At 67.0% G+C, this 22494-nt stretch carries 23 protein-coding genes and 1 tRNA gene; 22 read left to right on the plus strand and 2 right to left on the minus strand.

All coding sequences use genetic code 11. The annotated features are described in order from the left end of the window. Positions 1-71 precede the first annotated feature (71 nt). Genes RTL41_RS10530 through RTL41_RS10540 form a run of 3 tightly spaced genes read left to right on the plus strand, consistent with a single transcriptional unit; the run spans position 72 to position 3060 of the window. Positions 72-1991 (plus strand): NAD(P)/FAD-dependent oxidoreductase, encoded by a 1920-nt coding sequence (locus tag RTL41_RS10530; RefSeq protein ID WP_312164106.1) that lies wholly within the window; start codon positions 72-74, stop codon positions 1989-1991. Positions 1992-2009: 18 nt separating this feature from the next. Further along, a complete protein-coding gene (locus RTL41_RS10535) occupies positions 2010-2420 on the plus strand; it encodes a GFA family protein (protein ID WP_312164108.1) in 411 nt (136 codons plus the stop codon). 58 nt (positions 2421-2478) lie between these two features. Continuing rightward, positions 2479-3060, plus strand: a complete 582-nt coding sequence (locus RTL41_RS10540) for an NAD(P)H-dependent oxidoreductase (protein WP_312164110.1) — start codon at positions 2479-2481, stop codon at positions 3058-3060. Here RTL41_RS10540 and RTL41_RS10545 read toward each other — a convergent pair. Further along, on the minus strand, positions 3057-3677 hold the full coding sequence (locus tag RTL41_RS10545; RefSeq protein ID WP_312164112.1) for a Pr6Pr family membrane protein: 621 nt from the start codon (positions 3675-3677) through the stop codon (positions 3057-3059). The genes RTL41_RS10540 and RTL41_RS10545 overlap by 4 nt on opposite strands. Before the next feature lie 111 nt (positions 3678-3788). Then, positions 3789-3865: transfer RNA gene (locus RTL41_RS10550), tRNA-Asp, on the minus strand. A 322-nt stretch (positions 3866-4187) separates the two neighbouring features. Here RTL41_RS10550 and RTL41_RS10555 point away from each other — a divergent pair. The 19 genes from RTL41_RS10555 to RTL41_RS10645 all read left to right on the plus strand — a co-directional run bounded on the left by RTL41_RS10555 (position 4188) and on the right by RTL41_RS10645 (position 22453). Then, complete coding sequence (locus RTL41_RS10555; RefSeq protein WP_056018620.1) at positions 4188-4565, plus strand: NADH-quinone oxidoreductase subunit A; 378 nt, start codon at positions 4188-4190, stop codon at positions 4563-4565. Further along, positions 4535-5116, plus strand: a complete 582-nt coding sequence (locus RTL41_RS10560; protein WP_267233039.1) for an NADH-quinone oxidoreductase subunit B family protein — start codon at positions 4535-4537, stop codon at positions 5114-5116. The genes RTL41_RS10555 and RTL41_RS10560 overlap by 31 nt, the downstream gene beginning before the upstream one ends. Beyond that, positions 5113-5724: an NADH-quinone oxidoreductase subunit C gene (locus RTL41_RS10565; protein WP_312164116.1), complete on the plus strand. Its 612-nt coding sequence runs from the start codon at positions 5113-5115 to the stop codon at positions 5722-5724. Before RTL41_RS10560 ends, RTL41_RS10565 begins: the two co-directional genes overlap by 4 nt. Then, positions 5724-6938, plus strand: a complete 1215-nt coding sequence (locus tag RTL41_RS10570) for an NADH-quinone oxidoreductase subunit D (RefSeq protein ID WP_312164118.1) — start codon at positions 5724-5726, stop codon at positions 6936-6938. The genes RTL41_RS10565 and RTL41_RS10570 overlap by 1 nt, the downstream gene beginning before the upstream one ends. Continuing rightward, entirely contained in the window at positions 6935-7285 is a 351-nt protein-coding gene (locus RTL41_RS10575; RefSeq protein ID WP_312164120.1) for a nuclear transport factor 2 family protein, read from the plus strand. The genes RTL41_RS10570 and RTL41_RS10575 overlap by 4 nt, the downstream gene beginning before the upstream one ends. A gap of 7 nt (positions 7286-7292) precedes the next feature. Beyond that, positions 7293-7976, plus strand: a complete 684-nt coding sequence (nuoE, locus tag RTL41_RS10580; protein ID WP_312164122.1) for an NADH-quinone oxidoreductase subunit NuoE — start codon at positions 7293-7295, stop codon at positions 7974-7976. A 55-nt stretch (positions 7977-8031) separates the two neighbouring features. Next, positions 8032-9348 (plus strand): NADH-quinone oxidoreductase subunit NuoF, encoded by a 1317-nt coding sequence (gene nuoF, locus RTL41_RS10585; RefSeq protein WP_312164123.1) that lies wholly within the window; start codon positions 8032-8034, stop codon positions 9346-9348. A 6-nt stretch (positions 9349-9354) separates the two neighbouring features. Continuing rightward, on the plus strand, positions 9355-11397 hold the full coding sequence (gene nuoG / locus RTL41_RS10590; RefSeq protein WP_312164124.1) for an NADH-quinone oxidoreductase subunit NuoG: 2043 nt from the start codon (positions 9355-9357) through the stop codon (positions 11395-11397). A 4-nt stretch (positions 11398-11401) separates the two neighbouring features. Next, positions 11402-12481: an NADH-quinone oxidoreductase subunit NuoH gene (gene nuoH, locus RTL41_RS10595; RefSeq protein WP_312164126.1), complete on the plus strand. Its 1080-nt coding sequence runs from the start codon at positions 11402-11404 to the stop codon at positions 12479-12481. Between the two features lie 8 nt (positions 12482-12489). Then, positions 12490-12684, plus strand: coding sequence for a hypothetical protein (locus RTL41_RS10600; protein WP_312164129.1), 195 nt, complete (start codon positions 12490-12492; stop codon positions 12682-12684). Between the two features lie 7 nt (positions 12685-12691). Next, positions 12692-13183 carry an NADH-quinone oxidoreductase subunit NuoI gene (nuoI, locus tag RTL41_RS10605; RefSeq protein ID WP_056734505.1) on the plus strand — a complete coding sequence of 164 codons (492 nt, stop codon included), beginning with the start codon at positions 12692-12694 and terminating at the stop codon, positions 13181-13183. A 94-nt stretch (positions 13184-13277) separates the two neighbouring features. Beyond that, on the plus strand, positions 13278-13886 hold the full coding sequence (locus tag RTL41_RS10610) for an NADH-quinone oxidoreductase subunit J (RefSeq protein ID WP_312164134.1): 609 nt from the start codon (positions 13278-13280) through the stop codon (positions 13884-13886). Then, positions 13886-14191: an NADH-quinone oxidoreductase subunit NuoK gene (gene nuoK / locus RTL41_RS10615; protein ID WP_056018653.1), complete on the plus strand. Its 306-nt coding sequence runs from the start codon at positions 13886-13888 to the stop codon at positions 14189-14191. Before RTL41_RS10610 ends, nuoK begins: the two co-directional genes overlap by 1 nt. Before the next feature lie 11 nt (positions 14192-14202). Continuing rightward, on the plus strand, positions 14203-16290 hold the full coding sequence (gene nuoL, locus RTL41_RS10620) for an NADH-quinone oxidoreductase subunit L (protein WP_312164136.1): 2088 nt from the start codon (positions 14203-14205) through the stop codon (positions 16288-16290). A 16-nt stretch (positions 16291-16306) separates the two neighbouring features. Then, a complete protein-coding gene (locus tag RTL41_RS10625) occupies positions 16307-17794 on the plus strand; it encodes an NADH-quinone oxidoreductase subunit M (RefSeq protein ID WP_312164139.1) in 1488 nt (495 codons plus the stop codon). 14 nt (positions 17795-17808) lie between these two features. Beyond that, a complete protein-coding gene (gene nuoN / locus RTL41_RS10630) occupies positions 17809-19251 on the plus strand; it encodes an NADH-quinone oxidoreductase subunit NuoN (RefSeq protein WP_312164141.1) in 1443 nt (480 codons plus the stop codon). Continuing rightward, positions 19252-19992, plus strand: coding sequence for a biotin--[acetyl-CoA-carboxylase] ligase (locus RTL41_RS10635; protein WP_312164143.1), 741 nt, complete (start codon positions 19252-19254; stop codon positions 19990-19992). Between the two features lie 5 nt (positions 19993-19997). Then, a complete protein-coding gene (locus RTL41_RS10640) occupies positions 19998-20774 on the plus strand; it encodes a type III pantothenate kinase (RefSeq protein ID WP_312164144.1) in 777 nt (258 codons plus the stop codon). Then, positions 20774-22453 carry a ribonuclease J gene (locus RTL41_RS10645; protein WP_312164148.1) on the plus strand — a complete coding sequence of 560 codons (1680 nt, stop codon included), beginning with the start codon at positions 20774-20776 and terminating at the stop codon, positions 22451-22453. The genes RTL41_RS10640 and RTL41_RS10645 overlap by 1 nt, the downstream gene beginning before the upstream one ends. Positions 22454-22494 lie beyond the last annotated feature (41 nt).

Genomic DNA, 22494 nt, shown 5'->3' on the forward strand with positions numbered 1-22494 from the left:
CGCCCTTTCCCTGGGCGGGGAGAGGCGTAGTCTTCCCGGATAACAACGATAATCCAGGGCGGAGACGTGTCATGGCGGTGGACCTCGGGCCTCTCGACCGGGCGTTGGAGACGGCGCATCTGCCTGCGCTGTCGGCGGCGCTGGTGCACCTGACGGGCGATCCAGATTGGCTGCGGCCCGAGTGGCGGCCGACCTATACGCCGCTGTCGCGCGGCGAGACCGGGGTGCTGGAGGCCGAGCAGGCCCGGATGCGCAGTCTCGCCAAGGTCGCGATCACTAACTACCTGACCGGCAAGACCCCGATGGCGCCGACGCCGTCGCCCGAAATGGTCCGCCAGATGATGAGCTTCGTCGCCGGCGCGGACATTCCCGACGGCTATGGCGAGTTCCTGACCGACGAACTGGCGCTCGACGGTCATTCCTCCAAGGATCCGGACTGGTCGCCCGACCTGAAGACCGTGGCGCGGCGGCTGCACGTGCTGGTGGTCGGGGCCGGGATGTCGGGCCTGCTGACGGCGCTGCGCCTGGAGCAGGCCGGCGTGCCGTTCCAGGTGGTCGACAAGAACGCCGACGTCGGCGGCACCTGGCTGGAGAACACCTATCCGGGGTGCCGGGTCGACTCCTCCAATCACATGTACTCCTACAGCTTCGAGCCGAACCACTTCTGGCCGCAGCACTTCTCGACCCAGCCCGTGCTGCTGGACTATTTCCGCGGCGTCGCGGCCAGGCACGACCTGAAGAAGCACATCCGCTTCTCGACGACGGTCGAGGAGATGGTCTGGGACGACCGCCGCGGGGTCTGGAAGGTGCGGCTGCGCACGCAAAGCGGCGTCGAGCACGTCGAGGCCAATGCGGTGATCACCGCGGTCGGCCAGCTCAATCGTCCGCGCTATCCGGAGATCAAGGGCCGCGAGCGCTTCGCCGGCCCGGCGTTCCACTCGGCCGAATGGCGTCACGACGTCGACCTGACGGGCAAGCGGGTGGCGGTGATCGGCACCGGGGCCAGCGCCTATCAGTTCGTGCCGGAGATCGCCGGCAAGGTCGGCACCTTGACCGTTTTCCAGCGCACGCCGCCGTGGGGCTTCCCGGTGCCGCACTATCACGAGGACGTCCCCGAGGGGATGAACTGGCTGATGGAGCACGTGCCGTTCTACGACAAATGGTACCGGTTCTGGATGTTCTGGATGGTCACCGACGGCCTGTTGCCGATGGTCACCGCCGATCCGGCCTGGAGCGGCCCTCCGACCGCGGTCAGCGCGCTCAACCAGGGCTTCCGCGACATGATCGCCACCGCGATCGCGGCCCAGGCGCCCGATCGTCCCGACCTGGTGGAGAAGGTCATCCCGACATATCCGATCGGGGGCAAGCGCTCGCTGCTCGACAACGGGGTCTGGATGGCCGCCCTGCAGCGGCCGAACGTCGAGCTGGTGACCGAGGCCATCTCCGAGATCACCGAGACCGGGATCGTCACCGCCGACGGCGCCGCGCGCGAGTTCGACGTGATCATCTACGGCACCGGCTTCTACGCCTCGAAGTTCCTTTATCCGATGACGATCAAGGGGCGCGGCGGCGCCGACCTGCACGAGACCTGGGGCGGGGACGCCAAGGCCTATCTGGGCATGACGACGCCGGGCTTTCCCAACCTGTTCATGATCTACGGCCCCAACACCAACATCGTGGTCAACGGTTCGATCATCTTCTTCTCCGAGTGCAGCGTTCGCTACATCGTCGGCTGCCTGAAGCTGCTGGCCGAGACGGGCGCGGTCTCGATGGAGCCGCGGCGCGAGGTGCACGACGCCTTCAACGAGAAGATCGATGCCGGCAACCGCCTGATGGCCTGGGGCGCACCGCAGGTGACCAGTTGGTACAAGAACGAGACCGGGCGGGTCAGCCAGAACTGGCCGTTCGCCCTGGTCGACTACTGGCGGGCCACCCTGGCGCCCGATCCGAATGATTTCGTGCTCGCCAAGAGCGCGGAGCTGGTGAGCTAGGGTAGGGGAGAGAGCCAGATGAGCCAGCTTCAGGGCGGCTGCGCCTGCGGCGCCGTCCGCTACCAGATCAACCAGCCGCCCGTGGGCGTGGGCGTCTGCCACTGTCGCCAGTGCCAGTACAGTTCCGGCGGCGGACCGAACTATGTGGCCCTGGTCATGCGCGAGGGGTTCGAGGTGACCAAGGGAAGCCCGAAGGCCTTCGCCAGTCCGGGCGGCAGCGGCCAGGACGTCTCGCGCGCCTTCTGCCCCGACTGCGGCACGCCGCTCTATTCCGACCCGGTGGTGCTGCCGTTCATCGCCGTGAAGCTGGGCGGACTGGACGATCCGTCGGCGCTGTCGCCGGGCATGCACATCTGGACCCTCGAGGCGCCCTCCTGGCATCAGATGACCCCCGGCCTGCCGACCTTCGAGCGGGGCCCGCCCGGATAGCGATGGCGGCGGGCCTTCAAGGCGCTATAGCTGGCGTCCTGGATAGCCCGAGGTCGTCATGTCGCTGAAGCTCAATGTCGTCGTCTGCTCCACCCGCCCGGGGCGCGTGGGGATCTCCATCGGCCGATGGTTCGAGGGCTATGCGAAGGCGCATGGCGGCTTCGACGTCAGCCTGGAGGATCTGGCCGACTACAACCTGCCGGTCTTCGACGAGCCGCATCACCCGCGGATGAAGAAGTACGAGCACGACCACACCAAGGCCTGGAGCGCCAGCGTCGAGCGCGCCGACGCCTTCGTGTTCGTGACGCCGGAATACAATTTCGGACCGCCGCCCTCGCTGGTGAACGCGATGAACTATCTGGTGCTGGAGTGGCACAACAAGGTCGCCGGCTTCGTCAGCTACGGCGGCGTCTCGGGCGGCATCCGCGCCACCCAGGCCGAGAAGCTGATGATGACCAGCTTCAAGATCATGCCGCTGCCCGAGCAGGTGATGATCCCGATGTTCCCGCAGCACCTGGACGCCGAGAAGCGTTTCACCCCCAACGACATCCACGAGGTCTCGGCCAAGACCATGCTCGACGAACTGGTGCGTTGGGCCGGGGCGCTGAAGGCGATGCGCGAGGCCCCTGCGGCGTCCTAGGCGCGGCGACGTCTGAGCAGCCGGTCCAGCAGGACGAAGCCGAGGCCCGTGGCGAGGAAGAAGAGGCTCATCAGGGCCAGGTTCACGAGCACCTTGCTCATGCCAAGCTGCGAAACATCCAGGAACGGATAGGGGTAGAACCCAGAGAGCGGCCCGCGCGCCAGGCTGTAGACGCCGTAGGCCAGCGGAAACAGCAGCCAGGGGAGGGGCGAGGCGGCTCGCAGCGTCCCCTTGGGCGTGAAGACCAGCCAGTCGATCAGGAACAGGGCGGGCGTCACATAGTGCAGCGTCGTGTCGGCGACCCATTGCAGGCCCTGCGGCCGCCACAGGCCCTGCAGGACGACGATGTAGGTCGCGGCGGTGACGCTCGTATAGAGCACGATGGCCGTGCGGACGGCCGGCGCGCCGACGAACCGGCCGATCGGGCTGGCGGGCGCCACGACCGGGGCCGAGAGGGCTATGGCCGCCAGGAGGTTGCTGAGGATCGTGAAGTAGCTGAAGAAATTGACCGTGCGGGCGGCGAAGGCCGGTCCCGTCTGTCCCTGGACGATCAGATAGTACTGAAGCAGCAGTCCGAACCAGGCCGTCAGGGCCGCCAGGGTGCGGTAGAGCTTCATCTCGTCATCCTCCCGACGTCGCAGCAGGTGATCGCGCGTTGCGGGTGACGGTCAAGCCTGTCCGAGCGCAGGGGCTGCGCCGGGTTATGTTTCTGAGTTTTCAGGAAGAAGTGGCGCGAATGACGGGGCTCGAACCCGCGACCTCCGGCGTGACAGGCCGGCGCTCTAACCAACTGAGCTACATCCGCGTGACGGCGACGTCGCCGCGAGGGGCGTCTGATATGACCGCACCTGAATCGTGTCAACGACCAATCTCGCTGAGTTGTGGATAAACCGCCTCGGCCGGCGTTTTCCCGCAGGAAGGGCCGGGAGGGGGCTTAAGTGTTGCGAGTGATTATCAATCGTAATTTCTGTTCGAGGGAAGAACTGTGAGCCTGGATCACAGGCGCGGGGCGCGGATTTAACAGACGATGCAGGTTGCGCGCATTTGCGATACCACCGGTCGCACCACGCCGTTTGAACCCTGCGCGATGCTGGTCTAGAAGGGCGCGCGACTCCTTCGAGGATTCCATGAACGCCTTTCTTTTGCAGTATCTGCCCATCGTGATCTTCCTTGGGATCGCGACCGCCCTGGGCCTCGCATTCATCGTGGCTTCGGCCACGCTGTCTCCGCAGGCGCCGGACCCTGAGAAGCTGTCCACCTACGAGTGCGGCTTCAACGCCTTCGACGATGCGCGCATGAAGTTCGACGTCAGGTTCTACCTGGTCTCGATCCTCTTCATCATCTTCGACCTTGAAGTGGCGTTCCTGTTCCCGTGGGCGGTGTCGCTCATGAAGCTGCCGCAGGAGCTCGGACAGTTCGCCTTCTGGTCGATGATGACCTTCCTGGGCGTGCTGACCGTCGGCTTCATCTACGAGTGGAAGAAAGGCGCCCTGGAATGGGAGTGATCGTTCCCGCGGGTTCGGCCGGCCGTTCGACGGTCGAAGGCTACGACCCCAAGCTCCACGACCCGTTCTTCGACGGCGTGTCGAACGAACTGGCCGACAAGGGCTTCATCACGGCGGCCGCCGACGATCTGATCACCTGGGCGCGCACCGGCTCGCTCATGTGGATGACGTTCGGCCTGGCCTGCTGCGCGGTCGAGATGATGCAGGCTTCGATGCCGCGCTACGACCTGGAGCGCTACGGCTTCGCGCCGCGCGCCTCGCCGCGCCAGTCGGACGTGATGATCGTCGCCGGCACGCTCTGCAACAAGATGGCCCCGGCCCTGCGCAAGGTCTACGACCAGATGCCGGAGCCGCGCTACGTCATCTCGATGGGCTCGTGCGCCAACGGCGGCGGCTACTATTACTTCTCCTATTCGGTGGTGCGCGGCTGCGACCGGATCGTTCCGGTCGACATCTATGTGCCCGGCTGCCCGCCCACGGCTGAGGCGCTGGTCTACGGCGTGCTGCAACTGCAGAAGAAGATCCGCCGGACAGGGACCATCGAGCGATGAGCTGGCCCGTGACCGAAGACGCCCTGCAGGCGCAGGGCAACGAGATCCTGACCTCGGGAACCGGCGCGATCGCCGGTTTCCATGTCGCCTATGGCGAGCTGACCCTGACGGCGCCGGCCAACCGCGTGGTCGAGGCGCTGACCCAGTTGCGCGACCAGTTCGGCTTCCACCAACTGATCGACCTCTGCGGCGTCGACTATCCCGAGCGCGCCCAGCGTTTCGACGTGGTCTACCACCTGCTGTCGATGACCAGGAACAGCCGCATCCGGCTCAAGGTGCAGACCGACGAGGACACCCCGGTTCCGACCGTGACGGGCGTCTTCCCCTGCGCCGACTGGTACGAGCGCGAGGCGTTCGACATGTACGGGGTGTTCTTCGAGGGCCACCCGGACCTGCGCCGCATCCTGACCGACTACGGCTTCCACGGCCATCCGCTGCGGAAGGACTTCCCGATGACCGGCTATGTCGAGCTGCGCTATGACGACGAGCTGAAGCGGGTGGTCTATGAGCCGGTGAAGTCGGTCGAATACCGCAACTGGGACTTCCTCTCGCCCTGGGAAGGCGCCGAGTACGTGCTGCCGGGCGATGAAAAGGCGGAGGCGAAGTAATGGCCGACGACGCTTCGAACCCGGTCGCGATCCCGGAAACCCCGGTCCGCAAGTTCAACATCAACTTCGGCCCGCAGCACCCGGCGGCCCACGGCGTTCTGCGCCTGGTCCTGGAGCTGGACGGCGAAGTCGTCGAGCGGGTGGACCCGCACGTCGGCCTGCTGCATCGCGGCACCGAAAAGCTGATGGAGTACCGGACCTACCTCCAGAACATCCCGTACTTCGATCGCCTCGACTATGTGGCGCCGATGAACCAGGAACATGCGTTCTGCCTGGCCATCGAGAAGCTGCTGGGCCTGGAGGTTCCGATCCGCGGCTCGATCATCCGGGTGATGTTCTCGGAAATCGGCCGGATCCTGAACCACCTGCTCAACGTCACCACCCAGGCGATGGACGTCGGCGCGCTGACCCCGCCGCTGTGGGGCTTCGAAGAGCGCGAGAAGCTGATGGTGTTCTACGAGCGCGCCTGCGGCGCGCGCCTGCACGCCAACTACTTCCGCCCGGGCGGCGTCCACCAGGACCTGCCCGACGCGCTGATCCAGGACATCGGCGACTGGGCCGTGGCCTTCGAGCGCCCGATCCGCGACATCGACAAGCTGATCACCGGCAACCGCATCTTCAAGCAGCGCAACGTCGACATCGGCGTGGTGTCGAAGGAAGAGGCGATCCGCTGGGGCTTCTCGGGCGTGATGGTGCGCGGCTCGGGCATCGCCTGGGATCTGCGCCGCAGCCAGCCCTACGAGTGCTACGACGACTTCGAGTTCGACATTCCGCTGGGCGTCAACGGCGACTGCTACGACCGCTATCTCTGCCGTATGGAAGAGATGCGCCAGAGCGCGAAGATCATCATCCAGTGCGTTGAACGGCTTAAGAAAACACCGGGTCCGGTGTTGACCGAGGACAACAAGTTCGCGCCGCCGCGCCGGGGCGAGATGAAGCGCTCGATGGAAGCGCTCATCCATCACTTCAAGCTCTACACCGAGGGCTTCCGCACGCCGCCGGGCGAGGTCTATGCCTGCGTGGAAGCGCCGAAGGGCGAGTTCGGGGTGTTCGTCGTCTCCGACGGCGCCAACAGGCCGTACCGCTGCAAGATCCGCGCTCCGGGCTATCCGCACCTGATGGCGATGGACTGGCTGAACCGCGGCCACATGCTGGCCGACGTGTCCGCCATCCTCGGCTCGCTGGACATCGTGTTCGGGGAGATCGACCGTTGAGCGCGCCCGCTTGCATCAGCCCCTTCGACGTGGCCGAGGCCCAGCTCGAGGCGTACAACGCCCAGGACCTGGACGGGCATGTCGCCTGCTTCGCCGACGACGTGATCGTGGCCGACCTGAACGGGGCGGTGACGATCTCCGGGATCGACGCCTACCGCGCCAAGTATCAGCAGGTTTTCGCCGACTTCCCGCACAATCATGCCGAACTGCTGAACCGCATCGTGGTCGGCAACCGGGTCATCGACCATGAGCGGGTGAAGCGTTCGCCGGACGCCGATCCTTTCGAGGTCGCCGCCATCTACACCGTCTCGGACGCCAAGATCGTCCGCGTCGACTTCGTGAAGTGAGGATCGCTTGAGCGTTCGCCGCCTCTCTCCGAACCAGCCCGCCAGCTTCGAGTTCTCCGCGGAGACCCGGAAGACGGCGGAGTGGTGGATTTCCAAGTTCCCGGCCGGCCGCCAGCAATCGGCGGTCATTCCGATTCTGTGGCTGGTCCAGAAGCAGGAAGGCTGGGTCTCCGAGCCCGCCATCCGCACCGTCGCCGAGCTGCTGGGCATGGCCCAGATCCGGGTGCTGGAGGTCGCGACCTTCTACACCATGTTCATGCTCGAGCCGGTCGGCAGCCACGCCCTGGTGCAGGTCTGCGGCACGACGCCCTGTGCGCTGCGCGGCGCCAACGAGCTGATGGCCCATTGCAAGAAGCGGCTGGGCCCGAAGGATCACCTGTCGGCCGACGGCAAGTTCTACTGGCAGGAAGTCGAGTGCCTGGGCGCCTGCTCGAACGCGCCGATGGCCGCGATCAACGACTATTACTACGAAGACCTCACGGTCGAGACGCTCGACCAGGTGCTGGACGAGTTCGCCGCCGGCACGCCGCGCGCGCCGGGCTCGGTGATCGGCCGCCAGGGCTCCGCGCCCGACGGCGGCCCGCTGACCCTGAGCGACGCCTCGCTCTATGACGGGACGCGCGCCAAGCCGATCAAGTCGCTGCCCAACGCGCCCAAGCCGTCGAAGGGCGCGAAGGAGCCGGCCCAGTGAGCGGGATGATTTTGGTCGTGCGGGAAGCCCGCGCGAATAAGGGAGTTTAGGGGCCTTGGTCGGCATACTCCAAGACAAGGACCGCATCTTCACGAACCTCTACGGGCTCCATGACTGGGGCCTGGAGGGCGCGAAGCAGCGCGGCGCCTGGAACGGCACCCGCGAGATGCTGAAGCAGACGCCGGAATGGCTCTGCGACCAGATCAAGGCTTCGGGCCTGCGCGGACGCGGCGGGGCGGGCTTCGGCACCGGCCTCAAGTGGACCTTCATGCCCAAGCAGGAGAGCGAGCGGCCCCACTATCTGGTGGTCAACGCCGACGAATCCGAGCCGGGCACCTGCAAGGACCGCGAGATCCTGCGCAACGACCCGCACCTGCTGATCGAGGGCTGCCTGATCGCCAGCTACGCGATCCGGGCGCACACCTGCTACGTCTATATCCGCGGCGAATACGTGCATGAGCGCGAGCGCCTGGAGGCGGCGATCAAGCAGGCCTACGAGGCCAAGCTGATCGGCAAGGGCAACGTCCACGGCTGGGACTTCGACCTGCACGTCACCCACGGCGGCGGCGCCTATATCTGCGGCGACGAAACCGCGCTGATGGAGAGCCTGGAAGGCAAGAAGGGCCAGCCGCGCCTGAAGCCGCCGTTCCCGGCCGGCGCCGGCATCTACGGCTGCCCGACCACCATCAACAACGTCGAGTCGATCTCGGTCGTCGGCACCATCCTGCGCCGCGGCGCGGAGTGGTTCGCGGGCTTTGGCCGTCCGAACAACACCGGCACCAAGCTGATGGCCATCTCGGGCCACGTGAACAAGCCGTGCGTGGTCGAGGAGGCCATGTCGATCCCGCTGAAGCAGTTGCTCGAAGAGCACTGCGGCGGCGTCCGGGGCGGCTGGGGCAACCTCAAGGCGGTGATCCCGGGCGGCTCGTCCGTGCGGATGATCCCGGCCCACGAGGCCGAGACCGCGCTGATGGACTTCGACAGCCTCTCGGCGCTGAAGTCGGGCCTGGGCACCGCCGCGGTGATCGTGATGGACCAGTCCACCGACATCGTGAAGGCGATCGCGCGCCTGTCGTACTTCTACAAGCACGAGAGCTGCGGCCAGTGCACGCCGTGCCGCGAGGGCACCGGCTGGATGTGGCGGGTCATGGAGCGCATGGTCACCGGCGAAGCCGAGATGCGCGAGATCGACATGCTGCTGGACGTCGCCAGCCAGGTCGAGGGCCACACGATCTGCGGCCTGGGCGATGCGGCCGCCTGGCCGATCCAGGGCCTGTTCCGTCACTTCCGCCACGAGGTGGAAGACCGCATCACCCAATATCGGGCCGGAAGGCCGCATGTGCAGGGCGCCTCCCTGCAAGCGGCGGAGTAACCCCTAATGCCCAAGGCTAAAGTCAACGGCGTCGAGGTCGAGTTCGAACCTGGCATGACGGTTCTGCAGGTGGCGGAGCTGGCCGGGGAGGAGATCCCGCGCTTCTGCTACCACGAGCGCCTGAGCATCGCCGGCAACTGCCGCATGTGCCTGGTCGAGGTGAAGCCCGGCCCGCCGAAGCCGCAGGCGTCGTGCGCGCTGCCGGCCGCCGAGAACCAGGAGATCTTCACCAACACGCCGATGGTGAAGAAGGCCCGCGAAGGGGTGATGGAGTTCCTGCTCATCAACCACCCACTCGACTGCCCGATCTGCGACCAGGGCGGCGAGTGCGACCTGCAGGACCAGGCCATGGGCTATGGCCGCGACGACAGCCGCTACGCCGAGAACAAGCGGGCCGTCGAAGAGAAGTACATGGGGCCGTTGATCAAGACGGTCATGACCCGCTGCATCCAGTGCACGCGCTGCGTCCGCTTCATCACCGAAGTGGCCGGCGTGCCGGACATCGGTCTCATCTCCCGCGGCGAAGACGTTGAAATCACGACCTATCTGGACAAGTCGGTCGCCTCGGAACTGTCCGCCAACGTGATCGACCTGTGCCCGGTGGGCGCGCTGACCTCCAAGCCCTACGCCTTCAACGCCCGTCCGTGGGAGCTGAAGAAGACCGAGAGCGTCGACGTGATGGACGCCCTGGGCTCGGCCATCCGCATCGACAGCCGCGGCCCGGCGGTTCTGCGCGTGCTGCCGCGGCTGAACGAAGAGGTCAACGAGGAGTGGATCAGCGACAAGACCCGCTACGCGGTCGATGGTCTCTCGCGCCAGCGCCTGGACCGGCCGTTCATCCGCAAGGACGGACGCCTGCAACCGGCGACCTGGAGCGAGGCCTTCGAGCTGATCACCACCAAGGTGAAGGCCACGACGCCTGACCGCGTCGGCGTGATCGCCGGCGACGTGCAGGACGTCGAATCCATGAAGGCGGCCAAGGACCTGTTCGAGGCCCTGGGCTCGGCCAACATCGACTGCCGCCAGGACGGCATGGCGCTGGGCGCCGGTCCGCGCGAGAGCTGGCTGCTCAACTCGACCATCGCCGGCATCGAAGAGGCCGACGTCATCCTGCTGGTCGGGACCAATCCGCGCCTCGAGGCGCCGGTGTTCAACGCCCGCCTGCGCAAGCGCTGGCTGGCGGGCGCGCTGCGCGTCGGCGTGATCGGCGAGCAGGCTGACCTGACCTACAAGTACGACTATCTCGGCGCCGGCGCGCAGACCCTGTCGGGCCTGGGCCGCGCCAGGAACGACTTCGTCAAGGCGCTGAAGGAAGCCAGGAATCCGGCGATCATCGTCGGCGCGGGCGCCCTGTCGCGCGACGACGGCCAGGCGGTGCTCGCCGCCGCCGCCGCGGTCGCCAAGAGCTTCGGCATGACCTGGAACGTGCTGCACACCGCCGCCTCGCGCGTCGGCGGCCTGGACCTCGGCTTCGTGCCGGGCGAGGGCGGCAAGAGCGCCAGGCAGATGGTGCAGGCCGGCGCGCTGGACGTGCTGTTCCTGCTGGGCGCCGACGAGATCGACGCCAAGGCCAGCGACGCCTTCACCGTCTATCTCGGCACGCACGGCGACGCCGGGGCGCACAAGGCCGACGTGGTCCTGCCGGGCGCGGCCTATACCGAGAAGGACGGGATCTACGTCAACACCGAGGGCCGCGTTCAGTTCGGCTTCCGCGCGGTGTTCCCCAAGGGCGAGGCCCGCGAGGACTGGTCGGTGTTCCGCGCCCTGTCCGACCGCCTGGGCGCGACCCTGCCTTACGACACCCTGGTCCAACTGCGGGCCAGGCTCTTCGCCGACCATCCGACCTTCGGCCAGGTGGACTATGCGCCCGGCGCCGCCGGCGCGGCCCTGGACTTCGGCTTGCTGGGCGCGAAGGGCGAGCTTTCCGACGCCCCGTTCGAGAGCGCCGTGAAGGCCTTCCATCTGACCAATCCCATCGCCCGCTCCAGCGTGACGATGGCCGAGTGCGCCGCCGTGGCTTCCGGCGCCGCCAAGATCGCGGCGGAGTAGGGGCATGGACGCCAACACCTTCTGGACCACGCCCGGCGGCTGGACCCTGATCACGGTCGCGCAGATCCTGGCGGTCGTGCTGCCGCTGCTGGTGGCCCTGGCCTTCTTCATGCTCGCCGACCGGAAGATCTGGGCCGGCGTGCAGATGCGCAAAGGGCCGAACGTGGTCGGCCCCTTCGGCCTGCTGCAGTCCTTCGCCGACCTGATCAAGTTCGTGCTGAAGGAAATCGTCATCCCCGACGGGGCGGACAAGTTCGTCTTCCTGCTGGCGCCGGTCCTGACCTTCGTCCTGGCCCTGGTGGGCTGGGCGGTGATCCCGTTCGCGCCGGGGTGGGTGGTCTCCAACATCAATGTCGGCGTGCTGTACCTGTTCGCGATCAGCTCGCTGGGCGTCTACGGCATCATCATGGGCGGCTGGGCTTCGAACTCGAAGTACCCGTTCCTGGGCTCGCTGCGCTCGGCTGCGCAGATGGTGTCCTACGAGGTCTCCATCGGCTTCGTCATCGTCACCGTCATCCTGCTGTCGGGCACGATGAACCTGCAGAAGATCGTCGAGCTGCAAGCCGGCGGGTTCTGGAACTGGAACGTGTTCGGCGGTCCTGGCCTGACCAACCTGCCGCTGGCGCTGATCATGGTCCCGATGGCGGTGATCTTCTTCATCTCGGCCCTGGCCGAGACCAACCGCCCGCCGTTCGACCTGCCCGAAGCCGAATCCGAGCTCGTGGCCGGCTATCAGGTCGAGTACTCGTCCAGCCCGTTCCTGCTCTTCATGATCGGCGAGCTGGTGAACATCGTGCTGATGTGCGCCCTGATCTCGGTGATGTTCTTCGGCGGCTGGCAGGCTCCGATCGATCTGCCCTGGGTGGCCAGTTGGCCGCCGACGGTGCAGAGCTTCTATGGCCTGATGTGGTTCGTGCTGAAGATCTGCTTCTTCTTCTTCCTGTTCGGGATGGTGAAGGCGATCGTGCCGCGCTACCGCTACGACCAACTGATGCGCCTGGGCTGGAAGGTCTTCCTTCCGACCTCGCTCGTCGCCGTCGCCTTTGTCGCGGCGTGGCGCGTTTTCGGTCCGGGGGGTGCATGAGGACCGTCATGGCCAGCATCCTTCTGATTTCCCTTTCGGCCTGCGCCAGTGCGCCGGGCGGCCCCGACGTGGCCGGCGGCGTGGCCAGCTACGATGCGCTGAAGTCCGCCAGCGCGGCCTGCGCCGCCAGGGGCGGCGAACTGGTCCGCAGCGACGAGGGCTCGGGCAAGCGCATGACCGACTACGCCTGCAAGAGAAAGTAACCGCGAAATGATGCAGCGAATCTCACAAGCAGTCAGGGGCGCGGCCCTGATGGACTTCGTCGGGGCCTTCGGCCTGGCGATGAAGTACATGGTCAAGCCGAAGGCGACCGTGCAGTACCCGCACGAGCGCGGCCCGCAGTCGCCGCGCTTCCGCGGCGAGCACGTCCTGCGCCGCTATCCCAACGGGGAGGAGCGCTGCATCGCCTGCAAGCTGTGCGAGGCCATCTGCCCGGCCCAGGCGATCACCATCGAAGCCGAGCCGCGCGACGACGGCAGCCGCCGGACGACCCGTTACGACATCGACATGGTCAAGTGCATCTACTGCGGCCTGTGCCAGGAGGCATGCCCGGTGGACGCCATCGTCGAGGGCCCGAACATCGAGTTCGCCGTCGAGACGCGGGAGGAGCTCTACTACGACAAGGAGCGCCTGCTCGCGAACGGCGACCGCTGGGAACGGCAGATCGCGAAGAACCTGGAACTGGACGCGCCCTACCGGTAGTCACCGGGCGCATCCTTGAAGACACCACCTTCGCCAGCGTCGGGCTCTCCGGCGAAGGCGGGCAAAGTAAACTAAGGGGCTGAGAAAAGCCGTCATGGCCTTGGCGATCGCATTCTACCTGCTGGCGGCGGTGACCGTGGGCGCAGGGTTCGGGGTGGTTTCCTCCCGAAATCCCGTGCACTCGGTGCTGTTCCTGATCCTCAGCTTCTTCTCGGCCGCGGGCCTCTTCGTGACCATGGGCGCGGAGTTCCTCGCGATGCTCCTCGTGGTGGTCTACGTCGGGGCGGTCGCGGTGCTCTTCCTATTCGTCGTCATGATGCTCGACGTCGACTTCGCGGCGCTGCGGCAGGGCTTCGCCCGCTACATGCCGCTGGGCGGCCTGGTCGCCGGCGTCCTGGCGATCGAGATGATCGTGGTGGCCACGGCCGTCGCGACCAGCGGGACGCCGAAGGCCGACGCGCCGCAGGTGTACGCCGACGTCTCGAACATCGAGACCATCGGGCGGGTGCTCTACACCGACTACGTCTACTTCTTCCAAGCCGCGGGGCTGGTGCTGCTGGTGGCCATGATCGGCGCCATCGTGCTGACCCTGCGCCACAAGCCGGGCGTGCGCCGCCAGGTCATCGTCGACCAGGTGGCCCGGACGCCGAAGACCGGCATGCGCGTCGTTCAGATCAAGCCGGGGCAGGGGATCGAGCAATGATCATCGGGCTCACCCACTATCTCGCGGTGGCCGCGATCCTGTTCACCATCGGGGTGTTCGGGATCTTCGTGAACCGCAAGAACATCATCGTCATCCTGATGTCGATCGAGCTGATCCTGCTCGCGGTGAACATCAACCTGGTGGCGTTCTCGGTCTACCTGCACGACGTCGTGGGGCAGATCTACGCGATGTTCGTCCTCACCGTGGCGGCCGCCGAGGCCGCCGTCGGCCTCGCCATCCTTGTCACCTTCTTCCGTAACCGCGGCGACATCTCCGTCGACGACGTCTCGATGATGAAGGGCTGACGGACCACAACATGACACCGCAGTCTCTGATCACCACTGTCGTCTTCGCGCCCCTGGTCGGCGCGATCGTGGCGGGCCTGTTCGGCCGCCGCATCGGCAACGTCGCGTCCCAGTCGATCACCACCGGCCTGCTGCTGCTGTCGGCCGTGCTGTCGTGGACGATCTTCAGCCAGTGGACCTGGGGCGGGCTCGAGCCCTTCACGCTCCAACTGCTGCCGTTCATCAACATCGGCGACTTCCAGTCGAACTGGTCGATCCGGCTCGACGGCCTCTCGGCGGTCATGCTGGTGGTCGTCACCAGCGTCTCCTCGCTCGTCCACGTCTATTCGTGGGGCTACATGGCCGAGGACGACTCCAAGCCGCGCTTCTTCGCCTACCTGTCGCTGTTCACCTTCGCCATGCTGGCGCTGGTGACCGCCGCCGACTTCATGCAGCTATTCTTCGGCTGGGAAGGCGTGGGCCTGGCCAGCTACCTGCTGATCGGCTTCTGGTTCAAGAAGCCGACCGCCAACGCCGCCTCGATCAAGGCCTTCGTGGTCAACCGGGTCGGCGACTTCGGCTTCGCGCTCGGCATCATGACCGTCTTCTGGATGTTCGGCACGATCCAGTTCGCCGAGCTGTTCCCGAAGATCCCGTCGATGGCGAACGAAGGCTGGTGGTTCGCCGGCTCGTACTGGCACGCGGTCGACTTGGCCTGCGCCCTGCTGTTCGTCGGCGCGATGGGCAAGTCGGCGCAGTTCTTCCTGCACACCTGGCTGCCGGACGCCATGGAGGGCCCGACCCCGGTCTCGGCCCTGATCCACGCGGCGACCATGGTCACCGCCGGCGTCTACATGGTCTGCCTGCTCTCGCCGATGTTCGAGTACGCGCCCTACGCCAAGCAGATCGTCACCCTGATCGGCGCGGTCACGGCGCTGTTCGCGGCGACCGTCGGCCTGGCGCAGAACGACATCAAGCGGGTCATCGCCTATTCGACCTGTTCGCAGCTCGGCTACATGTTCTTCGCCGCCGGCGTGGGCGCCTATCAGGCGGCCATGTTCCACCTGTTCACGCACGCCTTCTTCAAGGCCCTGCTGTTCCTGGGCGCCGGTTCGGTGATCCACGGCATGCACCACGAGCAGGACATGCGGAAGATGGGCGGCCTGTGGAAGTACCTGCCGGTCACCTATGCGGTGATGACCATCGGCACCCTGGCGATCACCGGCTTCGGCCTGCCGAACCTGCACCTGGGCTTCGCCGGCTTCTATTCGAAGGACACCATCATCGAGAGCGCCTTCGCGGCCGGCCAGCAGTTCGGCGGCGTCGCCTACTTCGCCTTCGTGGTCGGGGTCTTCGCGGCCGGCCTGACCGCTTTCTACTCGTGGCGCCTGGCGTTCATGACCTTCCATGGGACCGCCAAGTGGAGCCATGACGATCACGCGCATGACCATGCGCACGCCCATGGCGACGACCACGCCTCCTCGGCGCAGATCGAGACCCATGACGAACCGCTGGCCGATCACGACCACGATCATGGCCATGGCCATGGCCACAAGCCGCATGAGAGCCCGGTGATCATGCTCGTGCCGCTGCTGCTGCTCGCCCTTGGCGCGGTCGCGGCCGGCTACGTCTTCGTCGACCATTTCGTGGGCGAGGGCTGGCGCGAGTTCTGGCGCGGGGCGATCTTCAACGGCGCGGACAACCACATCCTGGAGCACGCCCACCATTCCCCGACCTGGGTGAAGTGGGCGCCGCTGGTGGTCTCGGCCCTCGGCTTCGCCGGCGCCTTCTACGTCTACATCATGCGCGAAGGCCTGGGCGCGGCGATCGCCGCGCGGAAGGGCCCGCTGTGGACCTTCCTCTACAACAAGTGGTTCTTCGACGAGATCTATGAGGCGACCTTCGTGCGGGCGACCAAGTTCCTGGGCGACCTGTTCTGGAAGGGCGGGGACCAGAAGATCATCGACGGCCTGGGGCCGGACGGGGTCTCGGCGCTGTCCTACACGATCGGCCGCCGGGCCGGCCGTCTGCAGACCGGCTACGTCTATCACTATGCGTTCGTAATGCTGCTCGGCGTGGCGGGACTGCTGTCCTACGCGCTGTGGGCCTGGCAAGCTTAAGGGGGAGGGCGATCCCATGACCGGTATTCTCTCCCTGACGACCTTCACGCCGCTGATCGGCGTGGCGGCCATCCTGTTCCTGCGGGCCTTCCGCTCGCAGGAGGACGCGCAGACCATCGCCGCCGTGAAGTGGATCACCCTGGTGACCACGCTCGCGACCTTCGCGCTCTCGGTGCTGCTGGTGATGCAGTACGACCCGGCCAATCCGGGCTTCCAGTTCGTGGAAGACCATCCGTGGTTCGCCGGGCTCCACTACCGCATGGGCGTGGACGGGATCTCGATCCTGTTCGTGCTGCTGACCGCGTTCCTGATGCCGATCTGCATCGCCGCGTCGTGGTTCTCGATCGACAAGCGCGTGCCGGCCTACATGATCGCGTTCCTGGTCCTGGAAACGCTGGTCATCGGCGTGTTCTGCGCGCTGGACCTGGTGCTGTTCTACCTGTTCTTCGAGTTCGGCCTGGTGCCGATGTTCCTGATCATCGGCATCTGGGGCGGCAAGAACCGGGTCTACGCGGCCTACAAGTTCTTCCTCTACACCCTGCTCGGCTCGGTGCTGATGCTGGCGGCCATCCTGGTCATGATCAGCGTCGCGGGCACCGCCTCGATCCCCGAGCTGATGAACTACAAGTTCGACGAGCACCTGCAGACCTGGCTGTGGCTGGCCTTCTTCGCCTCGTTCGCGGTGAAGATGCCGATGTGGCCGGTGCACACCTGGCTGCCCGACGCCCACGTCGAGGCGCCGACGGCCGGCTCGGTGATCCTGGCGGGCATCCTGCTGAAGATGGGGGGCTACGGCTTCCTGCGCTTCTCGCTGCCGATGTTCCCGCAGGCCTCGGACCTGTTCACGCCGCTGGTGTTCGCCTTGAGCGTGATCGCGATCGTCTACACCTCGCTGGTCGCCTTCCGTCAGACCGACATCAAGAAGCTGATCGCCTATTCGTCGGTCGCCCACATGGGCTTCGTGACCATGGGCATCTTCGCGGGCAACGCGGTCGGCGTGCAGGGCGCGGTCTTCCAGATGCTGAGCCACGGGGTGATCTCCGGCGCGCTCTTCCTCTGCGTCGGCGTGGTCTATGACCGCATGCACACCCGCGAGATCGCCTTCTACGGCGGGCTGGTGAACCGCATGCCCTGGTACGCGGCGACCTTCATGCTCTTCACCATGGGCAATGTCGGCCTGCCGGGCACCTCGGGCTTCGTCGGCGAAATCACCACCATGGTCGGCGTCTATCACGTCTCGACCTGGACGGCGGTCGTCGCGGCCACCGGCGTGATCTTCTCGGCGGTCTATGCGCTGACCCTCTACAAGCGGGTCATCTTCGGCGAGATCACCAACCCGGCCCTGGCCGACATCACCGACCTCGACTGGCGCGAGGTGGCGATTTTCGCGCCGCTGATCGCCATGACCCTGTACCTCGGCGTCTATCCGGCCGCCGTCTTCGATCTGACCCAAGCCTCGGTCGACAATCTCGCCGCGGTTTACCGCGCGGCCATCGGCGGGTGAGGACCTAAAGTCACATGACCTTCTCCCAAGACCTCGCTCTCGCCACGCCGGAACTGATCCTGGCGATCGGCGCCCTTGGCCTGCTGGTGGTCGGCGCCTTCGCGCCGCGCGCCACCACGGCCCTGATGCTGGCCTCGATCGGCGCGCTGATCCTGGCCGCCTGGGCCGCCGCCGTCGGCCCCATCGGCCGCGGCTTCTCCGGCGGGCTGATCTCCGACAACGCCTCGGCCTTCGCCAAGGTGGCGATCTACCTGGCCAGCGCGGTGGCCATCGTGCTCGGCCAGAAGTGGTTCGAGCGCAAGGCGATCCGCAACTTCGAGTTCCCGATCCTGATCCTGCTGGCCGCGCTCGGCATGGGGATGATGGCGTCGGCGGGCGACCTGATCTCGCTCTATATGGGCGTCGAGCTGCACTCGCTGGCGCTCTACGTGCTGGCGGCCATGCACCGCGAGAACGCCAAGGCGTCGGAAGCGGGCCTGAAGTACTTCGTGCTCGGCGCGCTGTCCTCGGGCCTGCTGCTCTACGGCGCCTCGCTGATCTACGGCTTCGCCGGCTCGACCAAGTTCGACGAGATCGCCGCCGTGGTCCAGGGCGGCGCCAGCACCGGCGTGCTGTTCGGCCTGGTGTTCCTGATCTGCGGCCTGGCGTTCAAGGTCTCCGCCGCGCCGTTCCACATGTGGACCCCGGACGTCTACGAAGGCGCCCCGACCCCGGTCGTGGCCTTCTTCGCCGGCGCGCCGAAGCTGGCGGCCATGGTGCTGTTCGCCCGCGTGCTGGCCGAGGGCTTCGCCGGCGCGGCCGAGCAATGGCGCCAGATCCTGGTGGTCATCGCCCTGCTGTCGATCTTCGTCGGGGCTTTCGCGGGCCTGGCGCAGAAGAACCTCAAGCGCCTCTGGGCCTACTCCTCGATCGCCAATGTCGGCTACGCGGTGCTGGGCCTGGCCTCGGGCAACGCCGAGGGCATGCAGGCGATGCTGATGTTCATGATCCTCTACATGATCGACGTCACCGGCTTCTTCGCCTGCCTGACGGCGCTGTCGCGCGACGGCCGTCCGATGGAGACGATCGACGACATGGCCGGGCTGTTCAAGGAACGCCCCGGCATCGCCTTGGCCATGACGGCGTTCTCGCTGTCGGCCCTGGGCCTGCCGCCGTTCTCCGGCTTCTGGGCCAAGTTCTACGTCTTCAAGGCGGCCCTGAACGTCGGCGAGCCGATGATCGTGGTCGCTGCGGTGCTCGGCCTGGTCGGCAGCGTGGTCGCGGCGTTCTACTACCTGCGCCTGATCAAGGTGATGTGGTTCGACGTGGCCCCCAGCGGCACCGACGCCCCGCCGCGCGAAGCCCAGGTGGTGGCCATCAGCGCGGCGCTGTTCACCTTCCCGGTCGTGATGGGCGCGCTGATCTTCCTCGATCCGCTGGCCAAGGCCGCGGCGGCGGCGTTCGGACTCGCCTCCTAGGTGGCAAGCCACCCCCCGATCGAGGCCTATGACGAACTGGACTCCACCAACGCCGAGGCGCGGCGACGCGCCGAGGCGGGGGAGACCGGCCCGGTCTGGATCACGGCCCTGCGACAGACCGCAGGGCACGGGCGCCGGGGGCGGCCGTGGACCACGTCCACCGGCAACCTGGCCGCCACCCTGCTGCTGACCACGGCCAAGCCGGCCGGCGAGGCGGCGCAGCTCTCCTTCGTGGCGGCGCTGGCCGCCGCCGACCTGGCGCAGACCTGCCTGGGGCCGGGCGCGGCGCGGCTGAAATGGCCCAACGACGTCATGGTCTATGGCCGCAAGGCGGTCGGCATCCTGATCGAGTCCGGGACGCGGCCCGACAGCGCGCTGTGGATGGCGGTCGGCATCGGCATCAACCTGGCGCAGGCGCCGACCGACGTCGAGCGGCCGGCGACCTCGTTCGCCGAGCACATGGCCACGCCGCCGCCCGCGCCGCTGGACGCGCTGGAGGTGCTGGCCACGCGGTTCGAGCACTGGCGCGCACTCTGGGCGTCCGAGGGCTTCGGGCCGATCGCCGAGGGCTGGACCGCCCACGCCCATGGCCTGGGCGAGCCGTGCGTCGCGCGGTTGCCCAACCAGACCCACACGGGAATCGCCGAAGGGCTCGATCTGGACGGCGCCCTTCGCCTGCGTCTGGACGACGGGACCGTGCTGCGGATCACCGCCGGCGACGTTTTCTTCGGGGAGGCTTGAGACCGATGCTTCTGGCCATCGAACAGGGCAACACCAACACGCTGTTTGCGGTGCATGACGGCGAGAGCTGGATCGCCCAGTGGCGCGCGGCGACCGATTCCAGCCGAACCGCCGACGAATATGCGGTCTGGCTCTCGCAACTGCTGCACATGGCCGGGTTGCAGTTCGGGGTGCTGGACGCCTGCATCATCTCCAGCGTGGTGCCGCAGTCGATCTTCAACCTGCGCAACCTGGCGCGCCGATACCTGCATGTCGAACCGCTGGTGATCGGCGAGAACGCCGACCTGGGCATCGAGGTGCGGATCGACAAGCCGTCGGAAGCCGGGGCCGACCGCCTGGTCAACGCCCTGGGTGCGCACATCGTCTATCCGGGCGATCTGATCGTGATCGACTCCGGCACCGCGACCACCTTCGACGTCATCGCCGCAGACGGCGGGTTCGAGGGGGGTGTGATTGCGCCCGGCATCAACCTATCTATGGAAGCGTTGCACTCCGCGGCCGCCAAGCTGCCGCGCGTGGCGATCCAGAAGCCGCAGCGCGTGGTGGGCACCGACACGGTCGGCGCCATGCAGTCGGGCGTCTTCTGGGGCTATGTGGCCCTCATCGAGGGACTGATCGCCCGGATCAAGGCTGAACGCGAAAAGCCCATGACCGTTATCGCCACGGGCGGCGTCGCCTCGCTGTTCCACGGCGCCACCGCGGCCATCGACCATTTTGACCCGGACCTGACGATCCGGGGCCTACTTGAAATTCACCGCCGGAACACGGCGGCAAGGACGTAATGAAAGCAAAAGACCAAGACGAACTCGTCTTCCTGCCGCTCGGCGGCTCGAACGAGATCGGCATGAACTTCAACCTGTACGGCTACGGCCCGGCGCATGCGCGCAAGTGGATCGTGGTCGACCTGGGCGTCACCTTCGGCGACCAGACCACGCCGGGCGTGGAGATCATCCTGCCCGACCCGGAATTCATCCTCGAGCACGCCAAGAACATCATCGGCATCGTACTGACGCATGCGCACGAGGACCATATCGGCGCGGTGTCGTGGCTGTGGCCGCAACTGCGCGCGCCGCTCTATGCGACGCCGTTCACCGCCTTCCTGCTGCGCGAGAAGCTGCGCGAGAACGAGGACTGCGCCGACGCCGAGATCACCGAGATCCCGCTCTCCGGCAAGATCCAGCTCGGGCCCTTCGAGGTCGAGTTGATCACCCTGACCCACTCGATCCCCGAGCCGAACGGCCTGGCGATCCGCACGCCCCTGGGCACGGTGCTGCACACCGGCGACTGGAAGATCGATCCGGACCCGGTGCTGGGCTCGGTCACCGACGAGGCGGCGATCCAGAAGCTGGGCGACGAGGGCGTCCTGGCCATGGTCTGCGACTCGACCAACGTCTTCGTGGATGGGGAGTCGGGCTCCGAGGCCGACGTGAAGGAGGCCCTGGCCGGCCTGATCGGCGGTCTGTCCGGCAAGGTGGCGGTGGCCTGCTTCGCCTCCAACGTCGCCCGGATGGACAGCGTGATCCGCGCCGCCGAGGCCGCGGGCCGCAGCGTCTGCCTGGTGGGCCGCTCCATGCACCGGATGGCGGCGGCGGCGAAGTCCGTCGGCCTGCTGGACGGCGTGCGCGAGTTCCTGTCGGAGCAGCAGGCCGCCGCGATGCCCGAGAACGAGGTGCTGTTCCTCTGCACCGGCAGCCAGGGCGAGCCGCGCGCGGCGCTGTCGCGGATCGCGGACGGGGCGCACCCGCATGTGAAGCTGGGGGCGGGCGACGCCTGCGTGTTCTCCTCGCGGGTCATCCCGGGCAACGAGATCCCGATCCGCAACCTGCAGAACCGCCTCGCCGACCGCGGGGTGCGGCTCTACACCGAGCGCGACCATCCGGGCATCCACGTCTCGGGCCACCCGTGCCGGGACGAGCTGGCGCAGATGTACAGTTGGGCGCGGCCGCAGATCGCGGTGCCGACCCACGGGGAGCGCCGCCACCTGCTGGAACACGCCGCCTTCGCCAAGGACCTGCAGGTTCCGCAGTCGGTGGCGCCGCGCAATGGCGACATGGTGCGCCTGGCGCCCGGACGGGCCGAGATCATCGACGAGGTGCCCGCCGGCCGGATCTATGTGGACGCCGGGGTGCTGACGCCGGAGAACGGCGACGCCCTGCGCGAGCGTCGCCATGCCGCCTACAACGGCGTGCTGGCGGTCAGCGTCGTGCTGGACGGCCGCGGCAAGATCGCCGCCGGACCGCAGGTCAGGGCGCTGGGCCTGCCGGCGGACGACGACTATCCGATGGACGAGGTCCTCGATGACCTGGCCAAGGAAGCCAGCCAGGCGCTGGGCCGCCTGCAGGGCGAGCAGCGGGAGTTCGACGAAGAGGTCGAGACCGTGATGTCGCGGGCGGTGAAGAAGGCCAGCCAGCGGATCTGGGGCAAGCGGCCGGTGGTCGAGACCACGGTGCTGCGGCTCTAGCGGCTTCCGCCACGTGATCTCGCGCGGCGCTTCGGAGAGGT

The sequence above is a fragment of the Phenylobacterium sp. genome (genome assembly GCF_031984885.1).
Taxonomy (GTDB): domain Bacteria; phylum Pseudomonadota; class Alphaproteobacteria; order Caulobacterales; family Caulobacteraceae; genus Phenylobacterium.